This is a genomic window from Nostoc sp. DSM 114159, from assembly GCF_053470285.1.
In genome coordinates, this window is the sequence record NZ_JBPFEH010000001.1 from 7,994,578 (window position 1) to 8,014,260 (window position 19,683).

Annotated in this window: 18 protein-coding genes and 1 tRNA gene; 8 read left to right on the top strand and 11 right to left on the bottom strand. The window is 43.3% G+C overall.

Annotated elements, in window-relative coordinates:
* Positions 1-10: 10 nt before the first annotated feature.
* From ACR5KR_RS33705 to ACR5KR_RS33730, 6 genes are all read right to left on the bottom strand, one after another.
* Positions 11-1,447 carry a phosphoglucomutase/phosphomannomutase family protein gene (locus tag ACR5KR_RS33705; RefSeq protein WP_448269699.1) on the bottom strand — a complete coding sequence of 479 codons (1,437 nt, stop codon included), beginning with the start codon at positions 1,445-1,447 and terminating at the stop codon, positions 11-13.
* A 128-nt stretch (positions 1,448-1,575) separates the two neighbouring features.
* Positions 1,576-2,274, bottom strand: a complete 699-nt coding sequence (locus ACR5KR_RS33710) for a hypothetical protein (RefSeq protein WP_448269701.1) — start codon at positions 2,272-2,274, stop codon at positions 1,576-1,578.
* Positions 2,275-2,509: 235 nt separating this feature from the next.
* The gene (locus tag ACR5KR_RS33715; RefSeq protein ID WP_322713195.1) at positions 2,510-2,989 is read right to left on the bottom strand and encodes a plasmid segregation centromere-binding protein ParR; all 480 of its coding nucleotides are present in this window, start codon (positions 2,987-2,989) and stop codon (positions 2,510-2,512) included.
* Between the two features lie 5 nt (positions 2,990-2,994).
* A complete protein-coding gene (locus ACR5KR_RS33720) occupies positions 2,995-4,161 on the bottom strand; it encodes a ParM/StbA family protein (RefSeq protein ID WP_445629511.1) in 1,167 nt (388 codons plus the stop codon).
* Between the two features lie 239 nt (positions 4,162-4,400).
* Positions 4,401-5,033: a DedA family protein gene (locus ACR5KR_RS33725; protein ID WP_322673702.1), complete on the bottom strand. Its 633-nt coding sequence runs from the start codon at positions 5,031-5,033 to the stop codon at positions 4,401-4,403.
* 713 nt (positions 5,034-5,746) lie between these two features.
* A complete protein-coding gene (locus tag ACR5KR_RS33730) occupies positions 5,747-6,829 on the bottom strand; it encodes a Gfo/Idh/MocA family oxidoreductase (RefSeq protein ID WP_445629512.1) in 1,083 nt (360 codons plus the stop codon).
* A 338-nt stretch (positions 6,830-7,167) separates the two neighbouring features.
* On the opposite strand from ACR5KR_RS33730, the gene queC reads away from it, so the two are divergent.
* Positions 7,168-7,845 carry a 7-cyano-7-deazaguanine synthase QueC gene (queC, locus tag ACR5KR_RS33735; RefSeq protein WP_448269703.1) on the top strand — a complete coding sequence of 226 codons (678 nt, stop codon included), beginning with the start codon at positions 7,168-7,170 and terminating at the stop codon, positions 7,843-7,845.
* Between the two features lie 61 nt (positions 7,846-7,906).
* Here queC and ACR5KR_RS33740 read toward each other — a convergent pair whose 3' ends face one another.
* Together ACR5KR_RS33740 and ACR5KR_RS33745 are read right to left on the bottom strand one after the other, a co-directional pair.
* Entirely contained in the window at positions 7,907-9,304 is a 1,398-nt protein-coding gene (locus ACR5KR_RS33740) for a hemolysin family protein (RefSeq protein ID WP_448269705.1), read from the bottom strand.
* A 124-nt stretch (positions 9,305-9,428) separates the two neighbouring features.
* On the bottom strand, positions 9,429-10,130 hold the full coding sequence (locus ACR5KR_RS33745) for a hypothetical protein (RefSeq protein WP_322692395.1): 702 nt from the start codon (positions 10,128-10,130) through the stop codon (positions 9,429-9,431).
* A 295-nt stretch (positions 10,131-10,425) separates the two neighbouring features.
* Here ACR5KR_RS33745 and ACR5KR_RS33750 point away from each other — a divergent pair.
* A tRNA-Ile gene (locus tag ACR5KR_RS33750) sits at positions 10,426-10,498 on the top strand.
* A 161-nt stretch (positions 10,499-10,659) separates the two neighbouring features.
* Here ACR5KR_RS33750 and ACR5KR_RS33755 read toward each other — a convergent pair.
* Positions 10,660-11,094, bottom strand: coding sequence for a hypothetical protein (locus tag ACR5KR_RS33755; protein ID WP_448269707.1), 435 nt, complete (start codon positions 11,092-11,094; stop codon positions 10,660-10,662).
* Positions 11,095-11,200: 106 nt separating this feature from the next.
* Between ACR5KR_RS33755 and pyrE the strand changes: the two genes are divergently transcribed.
* The 3 genes from pyrE (at position 11,201) to ACR5KR_RS33770 (ending at position 14,051) form a co-directional block, all read left to right on the top strand.
* Entirely contained in the window at positions 11,201-11,824 is a 624-nt protein-coding gene (gene pyrE / locus ACR5KR_RS33760; protein ID WP_094347288.1) for an orotate phosphoribosyltransferase, read from the top strand.
* A gap of 16 nt (positions 11,825-11,840) precedes the next feature.
* Positions 11,841-12,170, top strand: coding sequence for a hypothetical protein (locus ACR5KR_RS33765; protein ID WP_445629516.1), 330 nt, complete (start codon positions 11,841-11,843; stop codon positions 12,168-12,170).
* A gap of 486 nt (positions 12,171-12,656) precedes the next feature.
* Positions 12,657-14,051 carry an IS110 family transposase gene (locus tag ACR5KR_RS33770; RefSeq protein WP_448265591.1) on the top strand — a complete coding sequence of 465 codons (1,395 nt, stop codon included), beginning with the start codon at positions 12,657-12,659 and terminating at the stop codon, positions 14,049-14,051.
* A gap of 8 nt (positions 14,052-14,059) precedes the next feature.
* Here the strand turns inward: ACR5KR_RS33770 and ACR5KR_RS33775 are convergent, their stop codons facing one another.
* Positions 14,060-15,577 carry an ATP-binding protein gene (locus ACR5KR_RS33775; protein ID WP_448269709.1) on the bottom strand — a complete coding sequence of 506 codons (1,518 nt, stop codon included), beginning with the start codon at positions 15,575-15,577 and terminating at the stop codon, positions 14,060-14,062.
* Positions 15,574-16,278: a response regulator transcription factor gene (locus ACR5KR_RS33780; RefSeq protein WP_445629518.1), complete on the bottom strand. Its 705-nt coding sequence runs from the start codon at positions 16,276-16,278 to the stop codon at positions 15,574-15,576. The genes ACR5KR_RS33775 and ACR5KR_RS33780 overlap by 4 nt, the downstream gene beginning before the upstream one ends.
* 148 nt (positions 16,279-16,426) lie before the next feature.
* On the opposite strand from ACR5KR_RS33780, the gene ACR5KR_RS33785 reads away from it, so the two are divergent.
* From ACR5KR_RS33785 to aspS, 3 genes are all read left to right on the top strand, one after another.
* Positions 16,427-16,696, top strand: a complete 270-nt coding sequence (locus ACR5KR_RS33785) for a hypothetical protein (protein ID WP_445629519.1) — start codon at positions 16,427-16,429, stop codon at positions 16,694-16,696.
* Between the two features lie 149 nt (positions 16,697-16,845).
* The gene (locus ACR5KR_RS33790) at positions 16,846-17,493 is read left to right on the top strand and encodes a hypothetical protein (protein ID WP_448269712.1); all 648 of its coding nucleotides are present in this window, start codon (positions 16,846-16,848) and stop codon (positions 17,491-17,493) included.
* Positions 17,494-17,746: 253 nt separating this feature from the next.
* Positions 17,747-19,534, top strand: coding sequence for an aspartate--tRNA ligase (gene aspS, locus ACR5KR_RS33795; RefSeq protein ID WP_448269714.1), 1,788 nt, complete (start codon positions 17,747-17,749; stop codon positions 19,532-19,534).
* Positions 19,535-19,683: the final 149 nt, after the last annotated feature.

Below are 19,683 nucleotides of genomic sequence, written 5' to 3' on the forward strand. Positions count from 1 at the left end.
CTCACTAATTTTACTCTGCCCACTGTTTCGCCCAAGCAAGAGTTTGATGCACTTGCTCAATTGTTGAGGCTTCGCAGTATAAGCGTAAAACTGGCTCAGTCCCGCTAAAACGAATCATTAACCAGCTTTTATCAGCTAAACGATACTTGTAGCCGTCAATTGTTTGGCAATCAATCACTGCTTTCCCTGCAATTTCCGTTAACGGTTGGGTTTGCAGTTGTTGCAAAAGACGCGATCGCACTTCCATACTTGCTAAGGGTAAATCAATGCGATCGTATGCTGAGGTAAACCCTGTTTGTTTCTGCAAGTAGCGATAATACTCACCTAAATCCAAACCAGATTCTACGATCGCCTCTAGGACGTATAAAGCTGACAGCAGCGCATCGCGTTCGGGAATATGGCTGCCATAGCCAATTCCTCCTGATTCTTCGCCACCCAGTAACACTTTTGCTACTAACATTCTGTCAGCGATATATTTATAACCAACTGCTGTCTCAAAGACTGACAGATTATGTAGTGCTGCTACAAGCGGCATCAAGTCTGAACCACTAACAGTTTTAACTATTTCACCCTTAAAGTCGCGCCGCAGGGTTAAATGGTCGATTAATATCGGGATTAATACTTGGGAACTTAGGAAGTTAGCTTCTCCATCTACTGCTGCAATGCGATCGCAGTCTCCATCAAATACCAACCCCACTGTTAAACCCGATTTATCGGTTTCTCGGTGAGTCTTGATGACTTCAAATAACTTTGAAAGGTATTTAGGCAAGGGTTCGGGCGCACCGCCACCAAATAGGGGATCGCGATCGCTATTGATTTCTTTGACTTGATTGCCTAGTAGTCTCGCCAATCCGCCAGCCGCAGCGCCATGCATTACATCAGCAAATAACGTCAATTTGCCAGATGCGATCGCTTCTCGAAGTTTAGCGATATCAACTTTACTTTCTAGTGCTTGGGTATAACTGGGCCAGGGATCGAATTTTTCTTGCTTGCCTGGGGTAGCTGCTAGTGGTACTCCAACCGACAACTGCGCTTCTATCTCTTTTGTGACTTCTGGCGGTACTGACCCACCAAAATAGCCCTTGACTTTTAAACCCAAATATGTGCCAGGGTTATGGCTGGCTGTAATTACCAGCGCCCCTAAAGCATTGAGTTCTTTTGCTGCCCAACTATAAGCTGGGGTTGGGGCATAAGTTTCGCTCAACAGCACATCAAAGCCGACAGCGGTGACAGTATCGGCGACAGCACGAGCAAAGTCTTCAGCCATAAATCGGCGATCGTAACCGACAATTATTGTCCGGCTACCCACTGTAGAAAAATATGTATCATATAATACTTTTGCGGCAACTGGCGCGACCAGGGCTAGACGTTCAAAGGTGAACTCGTCACCAATAACGCCCCGCCAGCCGTCTGTACCAAACTTGATTGAGTTAGCTACAACTGGCATCTAGGTATCCTAACTGTCTACTTGAGGATTCTAGCATTTATACAGTGTGCAGAGTAAAAAAAGAATCTAGTAAAAATATGTACTAAATAATATTCAACAAAAAGGCGAGCAAATTTGCGTATTTATAGCTACTGGTGAAGCTTGGACAGTGGGGAATTGTATTGTTTACCTTTTAAGAGAGTTTCTAAGGGGGATTTGGCTTCGATCTGAAAAATATTTTGACTATTCACACTTTTAGTTTTTTTCAACATAGAGAGGGCAAATTCTGGTGTAGGCTCTTTCTCTCTCATGGGGGTAATAGCGCCTTTCTGAATATAAATATATCCTCCTACACTCTCGGTTGCCCAGAAAAAAGGAATTTTAAGTGCCTTGATTAATTTCTTATGGCGTTCTGAGGAAAATAGATAAATTCCTTCTCCATGTTCTTCTAGAATTGCTTTAACCTTCTTAACAGCTTTTGTTACCTCGAAAGCGCTACAAAGTTTTTGTGCATTTCCTCCTTTTGGAATATCTTCAGCTTCCAAATCGTGAAATCTTGGATTAGAGATATACTGGTCTACTAACTTACCACATTCATATAGCTCATAATGAAAAACAGTTTCATCATGATTTAATACTGCTAAAGTATAGTTATTAAACTGACTTGATATTAGAGAAGCTAAACTAAAAAGTTCCTTAGAATCATTCTCTGCTATCTCAGCATAGACAATTGCGATATCCTTAATAAAAGGAGAAACATAAGCATTTATTCTTAAGCTCTCAAGATAATTAACTAAAAGTTCTTGATTTTGTCCTTTTACAATAATATTAGTGTAAGAATTAGCCATAATGTTATCTAAGTAAGAGTTAGCCAAAATTTGTTTGTAAATTAGGCTTTGGCATCACATAACAAGAATACCAGAACAGATAAACTGAGATTCCTATGATGATTCACTATTATGAGCGATCGCTCCACCTACATAAATCTCTTTTTATATAATATAAATATTAATAATCCTTAATAGTTAATACTATTAAGGATTGTTAACATGAGCAAAAACTGCTCACAAACTTGATTTTTCCTTAAAAATCATCGAGAAACTGACTAAGGCGACTGATTACGGGGTCAACCTCTTGAGGAGGGGTAGCAACAGTATAAGAAGTATTATTTACTACCTCTAATTGAGTTGGAGACGGAACGAACGAGCGATCGTTGACTATGAGCGCCAGTTGTGCAACTTGTTGAGAAAGTTGCAGTAGATGATGTTCCATCGCCTCCAAACGATTAGATCCCTTGGCAAAAAAACGTTCCTCAAGTCCAGCCACTTGACGTTGCAGTTCACCAATTTGTTGATCGATCGGTGTGGTTACTGCCGTTTGTGGAGCAGGTTGTACAGTTTCCGGTACACATAAAGATTGCCACAAGGCTTCTTTACAGAGATCGCTGAAAGTCTTGTCTGGTTGTTTTTCCAAATAACTTTCTACTTGCGCTAACAAGCTTTCATCAGCAAGCTCTGGGTTGAACGTGACGGATTTAACTACCTTTTTTGACCATTGGAACATCAGCTTTATGCCCTAGCAGCGCGATTGGAGGATAATTGTGCCTCTCCATAAATATACTGCCCCAAAGCATTCGCCTGACGGGAAGGTGCTGCTAAATGAGCATTAATCTTTGCTTCTTTGAGCAGACGTTGAACGTCGTCCCAGAAAAACTCACCACCCCCACCAGTAAGAATCACATCGGTGACGCGTTCTGGCAACCAGGCTAGCACACGGCTACAGATTTCGCGCGAAAACATCTCTGTGAGGTTGGGAAGAAAATCATCTAGGTTGGTGGGCTTGCTAGCGCCTTTAGGACGGTAAAAGCGTTCACCTCTGGGTTTGTTGACAGCGGAAATCAGTGCTAGAGATTGACTATCTGCTCCCTCGATTTCGGCAGACACCAATTCATAAAACTTATTCATTCCGAAGTCTTCGCTCTTAGAAGCACCTCTGGCAAAACGGAAGTTATCTACCATCAAAAGATCGACGGTTTGATGACCAATATCGACGATCGCCACCGATATTTTTGTAAAATCGGGACTACCAGGGTTTTTCTTGGGTTGAGCTTCAGACCATAACAGGCTACCGTAGCCTTCTGGCATGACCCATACCTTACTGACGTTCAGCGACACAGATTCGCCTCGGAAGTTCAACACGTGAGGCCCACCGACTTGGCTAATCAACTGTGCTTTTTCTTTTTCAAATTGCTCTAAGGAAAGAAAAGGCAGACCTAGTACAACAGAGATATCGTCTCTGAGTTTGAAGTAGCCAGCACTTGCTAAAACTTTTACCAGTGCAGCTTCTACCTTAGATTGTCCAACTCCTAGATTTGCCCCAAAATCGGCTGCTAGTTGACCAACAGCATATCCATTTCCTTGATACTCCAGCCACAAATCCATTAAGGGGTCAGTAGCCCTGGCTTCAAAAACACCACCGCGTACTTGTTCGATTGACATCTGCTTGACGTTGGCAGGTACGAACACCACACTGCCAGGTTCGCGACTCACACAAGTTTTTGTGGAAGTTCTACCTAAATCAACACTGAGAATGGTTTTCCCAGAACCACCGACTGGTTTGCTAGTGGAAGGAGGATTATTATTAACAGCGTTGAGAGGAGTCGATGCTAACGGCTGCCTATTCATAGGTATAGCAGCAGCATTGATCGGGGTAGCGGCGGAAGGTTGGTCTGTCATGAAAGCTCCTAGTTCAAACTTAACTGTAAAAAGTTGTCATGCTCATCTTACAAAAATGCGAGCAACCAGAAATTCTAGGTTGCGTCAAGTGTAGCTAGAAATACGCCAAAAATTAATTCCGGCGATACCTCTGGTAAGCTCTGCCAACGCACATCTAGTATTATTTGGCATAGTGTAGGCGAATTTTGGCCAGATGTAACCCCTGCTTTCACTGCTTTCAAACCAAAAGCGTCCGTGTTTCATCTTCTAGTGCGTCTAGTGCGTCTTAACTGGCGCTTGAATATCCAGAAAACAAATGCTAGAACCAAACCGCCAAGTACGATTTTAGATACAGGAGCAAGGTACTTGTCCACAAGTTCATACTGACTACCCAATATGTATCCTGAGTATGTTAACAAACCCACCCAAGCAGCGCTACCCAAGGTTGTATAAACCAAAAATGGTAGCAAAGGCATATTGCTAATACCTGCGGGAACAGAAATCAAGGTGCGGATTCCTGGCACAAGACGACCAATTAATACTGCTGTTCTACCTTGTCGGTCAAACCACTCTTTGGCCTTGGTAATATCTTTACTGGATATAGCTAGCCATTTCCCATACTTGTCAGCCCAAGCTTTCAAACGGATTTCACCCAAAAACTTACCTGGATAGTACCAAATAAGTGCGCCTAATACAGAACCCAAAAGTCCTGCGAAAAATACACCAATAATATTCAGCTTTGCCTCTCCTGGTTGATATGGACTTGCTGTAAATCCAGCCAGTGGCATAATCAATTCTGAAGGAATGGGGGGAAAAAGGTTCTCTAAAAACATTAGTAAGGCGATTCCCCAATAGCCAAAATAGTTGATAGTATTAGTTATCCATTCAAGCATTGAGTCAATTCCTAAAATTGCTGGACTAGTCTTGTTGCTAAATTCAGCTTTAGCTTTTTTAAAGGGTAATTATTCCCGCTTACTAGAGTCAATCCGATTTTGGATTTTGGATTTTAGATTTTAGATTGATTCCGCCCACAAGGGACAAGAAATTTTGGACTTCGCTTACCTCGGCTTTGCTACCTCGACTTCGCTCGGCACAAGTCGGCACAAGTCGCTCAGTCAAGCGATTTTGGATTAAAAAATCCTCAATCTTCAATCTAAAATTGAAGCGGGGCGGGGCTTGAACCAAAAACAATCCAAAATCCAAAATTTAAAATCTAAAATTCGCAGGGTCAAGGGAATTTGGCTGCACTAAAAATTGGCATCATAACTGAAAAACAGAGTCAGACAAGTGGAAGCTAGGTGTCTGTTTCATTAATGTTGAGAGTTATAAAAGTTCGTAAGTAGCTCTAGCCTTTGAAATTGAACGATTTATCGCTCACTACAAAGCTCACAAAATTAATCAAACGAACCACTAGGTTTTGTTTTCTAATTTTTTAGATCCCCCTTAGCCTGCTTTTTTAAAGGGACTAGGAAGGATCTAAAGATTTGATGGCAAATTTAAAAACATATTCTAGGTTTTCTGCTGAAGTTGGGGCTGTGGGGTAGCACAAAGAGAGAAGGGAGAAAATTTCACCTTGTCCCCCTCATCCCCCTCATCCCCTGTTCTTCTAGACTGTGGGGGTCAAAGATTGTACCCTTGGTTCCGATTGCCAGTCTAAGGGATTCCAAACTCGATCTTCCAGCGCCATCTGCTCAATTAAACTTGCAAGTCTCAAGGCTTTGAGAGCTTGTTCGCCACCTACTGAAGGTTGATTGCCACCGTGTACGCAGTTGACAAAATGTTCTAATTCTGCACTTAGGGGTTGAATATTGCTGGTGTAGACTTTTTCAATTACACCATCTTGCCTGTAAAGTACTTGTCGGTGGTCGGTGAGAGAATTGGTAGCCGTTTGTCGGTGAATCAAAATTTCATTCTTGAGAAAATCTGCCTCAGTAAATGAGTTTTTGCAATGGGCGACAATTCGGCGAATTTTGCGGTGAGTAACTTTACTAGCAGTCAGAGTAGCAACAATACCATTGGCAAACCCCAAGGTGGCGGTTACGTAATCTAAATAACCAGAGTCTAGGGAGCGAGTACCACTAGCAGTCAATTTTGTGACTGGAGAAGCAGCTAATTCCAAAAGTAGGTCGATGTCATGGATCATTAAATCCAGCACAACTGAAACATCGTTTGCTCGATCTGAGTAAGGACTCATTCTGTGGGCTTCTAGCGCCAGTAATTCCTCTGTTTTTAGAACTTGGCTCAGTTCTTTAAAAGCTGGGTTAAAACGCTCAATATGACCTACTTGCAGGATACACCCAGACTCAGCTGCGGCATTTACTAAAGACTCTGCCTCAGAAATGCTGGCTGCAATCGGTTTTTCAATCAAAACATGAATTCCCGCTAACAGACAGTTAATGCCCACGGCATAGTGCAGACGGGTGGGAACAGCTACACAAACTGCTTCCACAAGGGGTAGCAGATCGCAGTAATCTTCAAAAAAACGCACCTTGTACTTGCTGGCAGTTTCTAATCCTCGCTCGACGTTAATATCTGCCACTCCGACTAGTTCAACATCTTTCATTGAACTCAGCACGCGAGCGTGGTGTTGTCCCATGTTACCCACTCCAATCACGCCTATGCGGATTGGTCGTGGCTGGTTGCGCTGTGTATATGGATTCGGTTCTGCCACTGACATGCTATTTTGCACTATTATTCTCTCCTCAACCACCAAATTTAGAGACGCTACGGCCGTTGGCGTTTATACTCGAAAGCCGGTTACGATCCGTCTAAAACCATCCAGATGGTAACATAGAGCCTATGTTTATGAAGAATTTCAAAGTTTGCGATCGGTTCCCGTAATCTAAATATCTTTTGTATAGATATTTCGAGTTTGCTTTGGATTTTGCACTTTCTACAAAAATATATGTATTTTTATTAACTTTAAACGTTTCAGTAAGACTTAAGTATAAATTCTCCTTAGCATCGCTTTCTGGCGTCTTGTTAAGGTTTGATGGAGTGATTTGAAATCCAAAATTTACAACCGAGATGAAAGCTGTAATTTTGTTATCTGGGGGATTGGACTCTTCCACAATTCTGTACAAAGCTCAAGCTGATGGCTGTGAATGTCATGCTATTTCCTTTGATTACCAGCAGCGACATCGACGAGAGTTACAGTCAGCGTTCAGTGTGGCTCAAAAAGCTGCGATCGCAAAACATCAGGTAGTTAACTTTGACTTACGACAATGGGGCGGTTCGGCCCTTACTGATAATGCCATTGATTTACCCCAGGAGCGATCGCTGCATGAAATGTCTCAAAATATTCCTGTCACTTATGTTCCAGCTCGTAATACCATCTTTTTAAGCTTTGCTCTTAGTTACGCCGAAGCGATCGCAGCAGAGCGTGTCTATATCGGCGTTAATGCCCTAGATTACTCAGGATATCCTGATTGTCGCCCCGACTATATCCAAGCAATGCAAGAAGTTTTTCGCCTGGGAACCAAACAAGGGCGTGAGGGACAACCAATTAAGATTGTTGCACCCCTAATCAACCTGAAAAAAACCGAAATCATCCAACTGGGGAATCAATTGGGAGTTCCTTGGGAACTAACTTGGTCTTGCTATACAGGTGGAGATGTCGCCTGTGGTGTGTGTGATTCTTGTCGCTTACGGCTAGCAGCTTTTGCCGAATTGGGACTTGTCGATCCAGTGGCGTATGCACAGTAGAGGCATTTGTCATTTGTCATTTGTCATTTGTCATTAGTTATTATCCCCTGCTCCCCTGCCCCTATGCTCCCCTGCTCCCCTCTTCTTCTAACCGTCGTAGTTGAATTTGATGCAGGCGTGGGCCAACAATTGATATCACAGTGAATTCGAGATTTTGATAACAAAAGATTTCGCCTTTGGCTGGAATTTTCTGTAACTCATACAGCAAAAAGCCACCTAGTGTTTGGTATTCTCTGGTCAGGGGCAAATTGAGATGCAAAACTTCATTGAGGTCTTCAAGGTTGATTTGTGCTTGCACTAAAAATTTATGCTCATCTAACATTTGAATCAGCAAGTCGTCATTGCTCTCAGGTTCGCTGGGATCGCCAATAATTTCGGCAATCACATCTTTGATTGTCACTAGTCCCACAGTAGAGCCAAATTCATTCACTACCATCACCATAGCGGGTTTCTCTTGCTGCATCATGGGCAAAAGTTCACTCAAGGGCGTGTGTTCTGGAACAAACCGGGCGGGACGCATCCAAGGTTGGATCTGTGTCTCTAAACTGAGGTTTCCGACTGCCAAAGGTTGTGCCAAATCTTTAAAATAAACAATACCGCGAACATCGTCTAAAGATTCACCAATCACCGGATAGCGAGAGTAACCAGTAGAAGCCATTTCCCTGAGTAATGTCTGGAAGCTAGCATCTTTTGGCAGTGTGATAATACTGGTGCGCGGGATCATCACATCTTGTGCCATGACATCCCCAAACTCAAAGATATTATTGAGCAATTCTCGCTCTGCACGCTGTAAACCAGTAGACCCCCATTCTGTAGAGATGATCAGTTGCAATTCTTCGGGAGTTACAGGCGGTCGCCAGCCTTGACCTGTGTATTGGATACCAAAAATCCGTAATAAAAAACGAGTTGATTGGTTAAGAATCCAGATGAAGGGGCCAAAAAAACGCACGATCGCTTTTACCAATGGTCCCAAAAATCTCGCTAGCTGTTCTGAGTACAGCATGGCTAAGGATTTGGGACATAATTCTCCGATCACAATTTGCAAATAGGCAATTAAGAAAAAGGCGATCGGAATTGATAGGGAATGGGCGAGGAAGTTAGTCATCCCACTGGGTAAAGGCCAGGATCTTAACCAGGCATTCACCAGCACAACAATCGTACTTTCGCCAATCCATCCCAGTGCCAAACTAGAGAGGGTAATGCCTAACTGGGTGGTAGATAGCAGTCGGTCAATACTGCGTTGTAACATTTCTACAGCGATCGCGGGAATATCCCCAGCTTTAACTAGCTGGTGAATACGCGATCGCCGCACGCTCACCATCGAAAACTCCGCCGTTACAAAAAAGGCATTTATGGCAATCAGTAGTAACACTGACAACAACCGCAGCGCCACTTCTATCAAACTTAAATTAGGAAAACCACTCACCACCAAAGCTCGTGTAAAACTCACGCCCTCCATTTAGGGATTTTGGATTTTGGATTTTGGATTTTGGATTAAGTTTTGGGTATTAGGGATTAGCTAAATTACTTAGTACCAAATCTCCAATCTAAAATCTAAAATCTAAAATCTAAAATTGCCTCTTCTACCTTTCTACAGGAATATTCGATGCCTCTAGCTTCAATTGTTGAGCGGGATAATCAGTCAGAGCAAGTGATATTTTCTTGACATCATCAAGTAAAGCTGTAGGAATGCTCACTGTACCTGAAAATGCTGGCCCATTTACAGGCAATTCTGTTGGTAAACCCTCTGTACTTGCACTCAAAGTTCGTCCTTTGTCATCGGTAACATCTAAAAAACTATACAAGAAGCGCACAGAATCCTTACCTTTGTTCTGCATTTTCACTTTCAGTAGTAAATCACCACCAGAGTAGCGAGCAGATTGTACAGTCATTGTTACACCCTGACTTTGGGCAGTAACCGGAAAACCTGGTAGGGGCTTTTCTTCAACTACTTCTGGGGGTTTTTCCTCTGGCTTCTGCTTGCTGCTATTGGTTTCTTCATCATCTTCTTCGGGCTTTTCCGATTTAGCAGCTTTGGTCTTACCCTCAATTCGCGCTTTGACTATTTTCAGAATTTCTTCCTCTTTTAATAGCACTAGCCCTCCCTGTTGAGAGCTATTTGCCTTATTGCTGGCAAATTTGGTTGTAGGACGCCCATCTGGTGTAGTCACGCCTTTAAGTGCTGAACTCCCCAGTTCAAAGCCCAAAAACGCGCTCACAGAACCTGCTCCCATCATCAGAATTAACAAAATCAAAGTAAGAAGTACAGTAGAATTTATTTTCATCGCTGACAAGCTATCACAATAAGAATGCTGGTCTATTTAAGAATAGTGAAGCTTTTGACCTCAATCCTTAAAGGAACTTAATCAATATTAGTTTGCACTATATCTATGATCAAATTATGTAGTATAAAAATCTAATAAACTATTGTCCAGTATTCACACGTGGTAAATTTGTGCTATATTCATAGAATTGGCTAAACTCAGTGCGTGAGGTATTTTGCTCGCTCTAAAATTAGCAAATAAGGTTGACCTAAGAGTTGAAGTAATTTTCTCGTAGCAACCCACAACCCAAAAACAAGCGCCTTTGGCCGATTGGGGAGGCAACGAACTCATAATTCGTCTTCAGGCTGGTTCGATTCCAGCAGGGCGCACTGAATCATCAAAAACTACTAGTAATAGAAGGGCATTAGGAGTGCTGAGTTAGGAGTTAGGAGTTTTATTTATCTCCTTGTCTCCCTTGTCTCCTTGTCTCCCTCATCTCCCTGCCCCCCTGCACCCTGCTCCCCTGCCCCCTACTCCCCAATCCCCAATTTTACCGAGATGGTAATGTTTCAAACCTGAATTCAGTTCCTACTTTGAGTTTGTTGCTATAGCGAGGAGACACGAGCAGTGATGTGTCATAAGGATTTGGTAAATCAGGAGTACGAATATAAGGATCGTTGCCTACTTGCTGAGTCAGGGCATCATGATATAAAGTATTAACCAAATTAGCATCGCGGGCAATTTCATTTTCTGGGAAGGAACCACCGAAACTAGAACCAGATCCGAAAAATGAGTCTAGCTGACGCTTGAGGCTGCTACTATTTTCGTAGAAATTGCGATCGTGACGAAAATAAGCTCTTTCAAATACATCATTCATCGTTTCAGAATTGGGTGTTGCCGTTTGGGCAGATGCAATAGAGGGAAAAGCAATACCAGCAGCAAGCAGCACCAATAAACCACTAAAGGTTTTAAATTTTATACGCACGTTTTTGACTCCTCAACTTTTGCTTTAAGCGAATCTTAATTTATGCTGAAGTTCAGAACTCTGATGAGTTCAACCTTTGGTGTAGCACAACTTTTAATGTTTTGTAATGACGTATCCTACTGAAACTCTTACCCACTCAGATATTTGGGCAACCACTTCTGATTTGACCACTTTACGCCACAAGTTACTAGATTTATTTTGCCAACTTGCTTATCAAGAGGGTGATTTTCTCCTATCTTCTGGGCTGCGTAGTTCTTATTACGTCAATAAGACACAGGTAACACTCCATCCTCAAGGCGCTTTGGCAGTCGGACGATTACTATTTCCTTTATTACCTGTAGATACACAGGCTGTAGGTGGTTTAACAATGGGAGCCGATCCAATTGTGACAGCAGTGAGTATAGTTTCTGTTTATGAAAACCGCCCAATACCAGCGCTGATTATTCGCAAGGAAGCCAAGGGTTATGGGACAAGAGCTTATATAGAAGGCCCCAGTTTACCAGAAGGGGCAAAAGTAGTAGTTTTGGAAGATGTAGTCACAACTGGGCAATCTGCTCTAAAAGCGGTTGAGCGTCTTAAAGATGCAGGTTATACCGTAAATCAAGTAATTTCACTGGTAGATCGACAACAAGGGGGAGGTGAGTTGTACCAGTCAGCGGGGTTGAAGTTTGAAACTTTGTTTTCGATTCAGGAAGTTCAAGAACGCTACCGACAACTTGCAAATTCATGAACAAAAGGAGATAAATATGCAAGCAACAGTATCCACAGAACTTACACAAGAAAAAGTCGATAAAGCTGTGAGCGCAATTCTTGAAGTACTAGGAAAGCCAGAAAATGATTTACACCACAAAGCGTTAACAGCTTTTCAGAGTGGCGATCATCAAACTGTAAAGAGACTGGCATCTACCAACTTGAATGATTATTATTGCAAAGCTTTGGGATATCTGGGAGGAGCGCTGAAGCTGACTCCAAACACCGATACTATTTTGGCGGAATCGGCTCGTAGTGCAGCTGAATTTGTCAAAGAAAAAGCATTGCAGCACCTTGGGATTAAGATCGCTGATGCTTTGAATTAACCAATGCAATGAGCTTGCGCGATCGCTCTAAATAAATTAAAAAAACCCTCCTGAAAAACGTTTCAAGAGGGTTTGTGTAGTAATTATACCAATTCAATTAATGATTGCAACACATTCTTGGGTAAAGACGCGATGAATCGCGTCTCTACAAATGGTCTATTTGTCGCATTTTTTTTTCAAATTGGTATTACTTTTTCCGGCTTCCTGTAGTAACAAAAGCGGTTGATGGACGATATGTCCGCGATGGATGAAAGAAACGGAATAAAAAGTAGGGAAAAAGTTTATACTCGCATTGTGTCTTGACAGTTAAGACCGTTCCCTCAATGGTGCATCTTCGCCCGTACAAAAGCGTGGTTCTAGGTTGTGACGGCGATGGCATTGGTGAAGCGTTGAGACGCTATCCCGTTTAGAAGACTGTATAATTCCGTCAACCTGGGTCAAGGCACACTCTCAACTTTGATATTGCTTGAGACTAGGGGAACTAAAATGAAGAAAAAACAGAAGTCTTCAGTTCCGAATCGCCAATCTCTAGGTGGCGCATCCAAGCTTAATCCGATTCATCCTCATGCTGCTGGTATTGACATTGGTTCCCAGCATCATTGGGTTTGCGTACCGCCAGGGTGTGCTAACGAATGCGTCCGGCGTTTTGGTTGTTACACTGCTGATTTATACGCTATTGCTGATTGGTTGGCTCTTTGTGGAGTTGAGACAGTGGCAATGGAATCAACAGGTGTTTATTGGATTCCATTATTTCAAATTCTAGAGACTCGGGGCTTTGAAGTCAAACTTGTGAATGCTCACCATGTAAAAACGTTGCCTGGACGCAAAACAGACGTTTTAGACTGTCAATGGTTGCAACAGTTGCATAGTTATGGGTTATTATCAGGTTCTTTTCGCCCAGAAGACGAAATCTGTGTTTTACGTAGCTATATCCGTCAACGTGATAGTCTCATCAGAACTGCCAGTGTTCATATTCAACGGATGCAGAAAGCTTTAACTCAAATGAACATACAACTGCATCAAGCAGTCAGTGATATTACAGGCACTACAGGTATGGCAATCATACGAGCTATCGTTGCTGGGGAACATGATCCAAAAGTTCTTGCAGCCAAAAAACATCACCGTGTTAAACGTAGTGAAGCAGAAATTGCTGCTGCGCTTGAGGGTGATTACCGAAAAGAACATTTGTTCGTCTTGCAACAGGAGCTACATCTGTATGATGTCTACCAATCCCAAATTGCCGAATGTGACCGTCAGATTGAGGAATGCTTAAGTCAATTTAACGACAAAATTGATATTTCCCAGTCGCCCCTTTCTCCACCCAAGCATATTCGCCACAAACCTCAAGGTAATGAACCTAACTTTGATTTGCGTACTCACCTTTACCGCATGAGTGGAGTAGATTTTACTCGTGTTGATGGTCTTGGTGTACTCACTGTGCAAATTATTCTTTCTGAGGTTGGTTTAGACCCCAGCCGATTCCCCACAGTTAAGCACTTTACCTCCTGGCTTGGCCTTTGCCCTGGTAGTCGCATTACTGGTGGCAAGATTAAAAGTTCTCAAACTCGCCCAGTAGTCAACCGCGCTGCCAACGCTTTCCGTATGGCAGCACAAACTGCTGGAAAAAGTAATTCGGCTTTGGGTGCTTTTTACCGTCGTTTACGTTCTCGCCTTGGCTCTCCTAAAGCTATCACTGCTACTGCTCATAAGATTGCGCGGCTTTTTTACAAACTTTGGACATCTGGAGGAGATTACACCGATCCTGGTATGGATTATTATGAGCAGCGTTATCGTGAGCGTATGGTTAATAATCTCCACAAAAGAGCCCAGGCTTTTGGTTTTGAGCTTATTCCTCAGCCCTCAGAAAATCTGGTTTCTTAGAAGAGGGATTACTTCATTGGTAAGGTGAGGGTGAAGGCTGTTTGACCAGAAGATGTTAAGTCAAGGGTAAGGTCGCCACGATGTGCCCTGGCAATTTCTCGGGCTAGGCTCAGTCCTAGTCCGATTCCTTCTACCTTGCGGTTACGTGAGGGATCGCTGCGATAAAATCGATCAAAAATGCGATCGCGATCGCTTAGGGGAATATCTTTTGATGCATTGACAATGGTGACGTGAAGAGTTGTTGGAGTTTGATGAGCGCGAATCTGTATCCAGCCGTTGGCGAGATTATATTTAATTGCATTGCTAAATAGGTTTTGCAAAATTTGAATTAAAAGATCGCGATCGCCTTTTACCCGCAACCCATCAGTAAAGTCAGTTTCCACAGTCAAATGGGGAGCTAGCATTTCCACATCTTCTAGCATCTCCATCAGCAACTCAGACATATCCACTTCAACTAGATACAAGCTCATTTTTCCGGCATCTGCCAGAGATAGCAACAAGAGTTTTCGCATAATTCCACTCAGGCGGCGCACCTCATCTAACAAATTACTTAAGCGCTGTTGTACTTCACTACCAGGATCGACCTGTTGGAGTGTTCGTTCTAGTTCGCCTTGCAAAATAGTTAGTGGGGTTTTTAGTTCGTGAGCCGCGTCACCACTAAAGCGGGAAGCTTGGGTAAAACTACGTTCTAAGCGTGACAACATCAGGTTGAACACTTGAATCAGCTCGACAAATTCAACATCAGTTGTCCCAATGGGAATTCGTTGATCTAGTCCTTTGACAGTTACCTGTTGAATTACGCTCGTTAATTGCTGGATGGGACGTAAAGCACCACCAGAAACTAACCATGCTCCCACCGCAACTAACAGCAGCGCTCCCGGAATTGAAACCAGGAAGATATTGCGAATGGTAGCCATATCTCGATCTACGGCTTGCAAGCTAACGGCAATGGCAATCTGAGCATTGGGTAATTTAGTTGCTCCAATCCGCCAGACTGTTGTTGTTGTCCGCTCTGTGACAAATTGAGGCGGGCGTGGACGAATCAGTGGTGGCCGCTCGAAGGATGGATTTGTATTAGAGGGTAAAGGTGGTGGTTCTCTGTTCGGGGGCGGTGGTAGAGGTGTCAACTCAAGACGCTTCAGCAACAGACGATTTACCTCAAGGTCGGCAGATAGGGAGTTGGATTGATAAAGTATATTATTGTTTGCGTCCAGCACCACCAGGGCGACAGGGGTTTTTGTATTGGTTCCGAAAGCATAAGATAAGGAATCTTCGTAAAACTGCCATCGGGAGGGACGATCGCGTGAGTTTTCTCTTTTAGGAAAGGCTGCGCCAGCGGGAGGTTCCTCTGGTGGAGGGAAGTTCGGAGTTGCCCGCATCAAGTGATTTAATAGTTCTGCATCCAGGCGGCTAATCTTAGCATTGTAAATCTGAAACCAGGAAACCGCGCCAAATCCGACTAATGTGCTGCCAGCTAGAGCCGCAGACAACAGAGCAATGCGGAGTCGAAACGAAGGAAGTTTCACGATCGAGAATCCGGCTTGCGAAATCGATATCCAACCCCTCGAATGCTTTCAATCCAGACTGCTTCATCAAGGGGATCAATTTTTTTACGAATTCGCTGGATACAAACATCCACAACATTGGTGTTGGGGTTAAAGTCGTAGCCCCAAACGTGTTCCAAAATTTGGGTACGAGTGAAAACCCGTCCGGGAGAGCGCATGAGATATTCCAGAAGATTAAATTCGCGGCTGGTGAGTTCTATGGCCTGTTGATTACAAGTGATTTCTCTAGTAATGCGATCGAGTTTGATCGGCCCAACGCAAAGTAGATTTTGGCGTAGGCGTAGCCCGTCGGAGACATCGCTTACACTCCGGCGCACAACTGCATGAATTCTAGCCGCTAACTCTTCCACAAAAAACGGTTTAGCGATATAGTCATCTGCTCCTAAATTTAGCCCTTGCAAGCGATCGTCTAGTTCATTCCGAGCCGTCAACAAAATCACCGGAGCATTCCGACCTTGCCGCCGTAATTGTTTTAGAATCGATAGTCCATCTTTTCCCGGCATCATAATATCGAGTATAATCACATCGTATTCGTTGTCTAATGCCCGCAGATATCCGTCATCACCGTTATCGCAGTAGTCTACAACAAATCCCTGCTCCTTTAATCCAGCCCGGACAAAGTTAGCAATTTTCGCTTCATCTTCAACAAACAGAACGTTCACAGCATTTATTAATTCATATATTCTTCTATTCTAAATTCATTATTTTTTATTCAAATTACAAAACTGTAATTTAGAAAATAGGAAAGCTGTAATTTTGAGGTGGCTCAATTAGAAATATGAACACCGCAGCTTTTGAAAGTTGATTTTTATGAATATTCGTCGAGTCTTAGCCGTAGCAGCGATTCCTTTTTTGATTGGTACATTCGGTCTTGTTGCACCCAATCAGGCAAATGCCGCTAATCCACCTCATCGGAACGCTGAGATTTCAGAACAGCCCAACAAACGGCAAATATCTGATAAAAAACCACAAATCAGACATTCTAAACCCCGTCCACATCAGAAAAAGCTTACTCCCCAACGTCCCCAAGCTCATAATCAAGAAGCAGTTCAAAACCGGGTAGAACGCAATAACCGTTAATTGATTCACCTTTGCATTTCGCTTTGCCCTCAGCGGCGATCTCGTCAGAGTATTGTTGTTTCTAAATTACAGTTTTGTAATTTAGAAACAGGGCAAACTGTTATTTTGAGAAGACTTAATTAGAAATATAAACCTTTGGAGATTTAATGATGAATATTCGTAGAGTACTAGTAGTAACAGCGATTCCTGTTCTGGTTGGCACATTTGGTTTTCTTTCACTCAATCAAGCAAATGCTGCTAATCAATTCGATCGAATTGCACAGGCGCAACAACCGCCCAACCAACCATCAAACGAACAGCCGCGTCCACCTCGACCAGATTTTGCAGCCGCAGCAACCAAATTAGGAGTTACAGAAGCCCAGTTAAAGGCGGCATTGGGAGTCCCAGCCAATCCGCCAAATCCAGGCGATCGCAATCAACGCCCACCCAGACCTGATTTTGCAGCCGCAGCAACCAAATTAGGAGTTACAGAAGCCCAGTTAAAGGCAGCATTGGGAGTTCCAGCCAATCCGCCAAATCCAGGCGATCGCAATCAACGCCCACCCAGACCTGATTTTGCAGCCGCAGCAACCAAATTAGGAGTTACAGAAGCCCAGTTAAAGGCAGCATTGGGAGTTCCAGCCAATCCACCAAATCCAGGCGATCGCAATCAACGCCCACCCAGACCTGATTTTCAAGCCGCAGCAACCAAATTAGGAGTTACAGAAGCCCAGTTAAAGGCGGCATTGGGAGTTCCACCTCATCCTCCTGGCGATGGCGGAGCCTCTCCCCAAGAAAATCGTCCTAATCAACCATAGACCACGCAGTAGGGGCGCAAGACCTTGCACCCCTACGACAGGTAAGGTTTTTTCCCCTTTACCCTTTTCCCTTTCCCCCAAAACCGGACAAGTATTGGGTGTGGTTCAAATACATGAAAGATGCTGTATATATAGTGTGAGATTATTTGATTTTTTCTTTCACCAGAACTACTACAATTACTATTGATGCTAGATAATGGGAAGGCTTTGACATTTTCTTGCCAATCTAGCCCGGAAACAATAACTAAGACTTATGCGAACTCACTATTGCGGCGAACTCCGAAAAGAACATATTGGAGAAACTGTTACCTTTTACGGATGGGTAGACCGTCGCCGCGATCATGGTGGTGTGATATTTTTAGATTTACGCGATCGCTCTGGAACTGTCCAAATCGTCAGCGATCCGCAACGCACCCCAGATTCTTACGAATATGCGAACGCCCTGCGAAATGAATATGTTGTCGAAATCACTGGTAGGGTAACACAACGTCCCGAAGAATCGTTGAATACCCGCATCCCCACAGGCGAGGTAGAAATCTACGCTGATAAAATTGAACTACTCAATGCTGTTCGCAAACAGTTACCTTTCCAAGTTTCTGTAGCTGACACCGAAACAGTACGAGAAGACTTACGGCTGAAATATCGTTATTTGGATTTGCGACGCGAACGTATGGCGCAAAATTTGCAACTGCGTCATCAAATTGTCAAAGCCATGCGTCGTTATCTAGAAGATTTGGAAGGTTTTATCGAAGTCGAAACCCCAATCCTTACCCGTTCTACCCCAGAAGGAGCGCGAGATTACATTCTACCCAGTCGCGTCAATCCTGGTGAATGGTATGCTTTGCCGCAATCACCCCAGCTATTTAAACAATTGCTGATGGTATCCGGTTTAGATAGATATTATCAGATTGCGCGTTGCTTTCGTGACGAAGACTTACGCGCCGATAGACAACCAGAATTCACCCAGTTGGATATGGAAATGAGCTTCATGTCCCAAGAAGAAATTATCGAACTGAATGAAAATTTAGTTTGCCATATCTACAAAACAGTTAAAGGCATTGAGTTACAGCGTCCTTTCCCGCGTCTCACTTATGCTGAGGGGATGGAACGCTATGGTAGTGATAAACCAGATACACGCTATGGTTTGGAATTAGTTGATGTCTCAGATATTGTGAAAGACTCTAGTTTCAAAGTCTTTCGGGACACTGTTACTAATGGTGGTATCGTCAAAATCCTGCCCATTCCCAACGGTAATGATGTAATTTCTAATGTCCGCATTAAACCAGGTGGTGATTTATTTAAAGAAGCCAGCGAAGCCGGCGCTAAAGGTTTAGCTTATATCCGGGTCAGAGATGATGGCGAAATTGACACCATTGGGGCGATTAAAGACAACTTAAGCGAAGAACAAAAACAAGAAATTTTGCGCCGTACAGGTGCAAAAGCGGGACATTTGCTGTTGTTTGGGGCTGGTGATGCTGTTACAGTTAATAAAACTTTAGATAGATTACGACAAGCGATCGCTAGAGAATTTAACTTAATCGATCCAGAAAAAATTAACTTGCTCTGGATTACAGATTTCCCGATGTTCGAGTGGAATGCTGACGAAAAACGTTTAGAAGCACTACACCACCCGTTCACAGCACCACATCCTGATGATTTGAGCGACTTAAAGACTGCACGCGCCCAAGCTTACGACATGATACTCAACGGCGTAGAAATTGGTGGTGGAAGTCTACGGATTTATCAGCGAGAAATTCAACAGCAAGTATTTGAAGCGATTGGATTATCTCCTGAAGAAGCACAAAATAAATTTGGCTTTCTCTTAGAAGCATTTGAATATGGTACACCGCCGCATGGTGGAATCGCCTACGGTTTAGATCGTTTGGTAATGTTGCTAGCTGGAGAAGAATCTATTCGGGATGTCATTGCTTTTCCAAAGACACAACAAGCACGTTGTTTGTTAACAGATGCGCCTTCGAGTGTAGATGCTAAACAGTTGAAAGAATTACACGTTGCTTCGACTTATAAACCAAAGTCTTAACTTGACTTTATCCAATTAGGCGGCATAAACAGCAATATCGTTTGTTTCGTTGCCGATACCAAACAAGCCAACCCAAGGTGCGCTCTATCAGCCGTTGTTTTGGAAACAAAACAAACCCTTTGCGCTCTTTGGGTTGGAGTACTAAACCT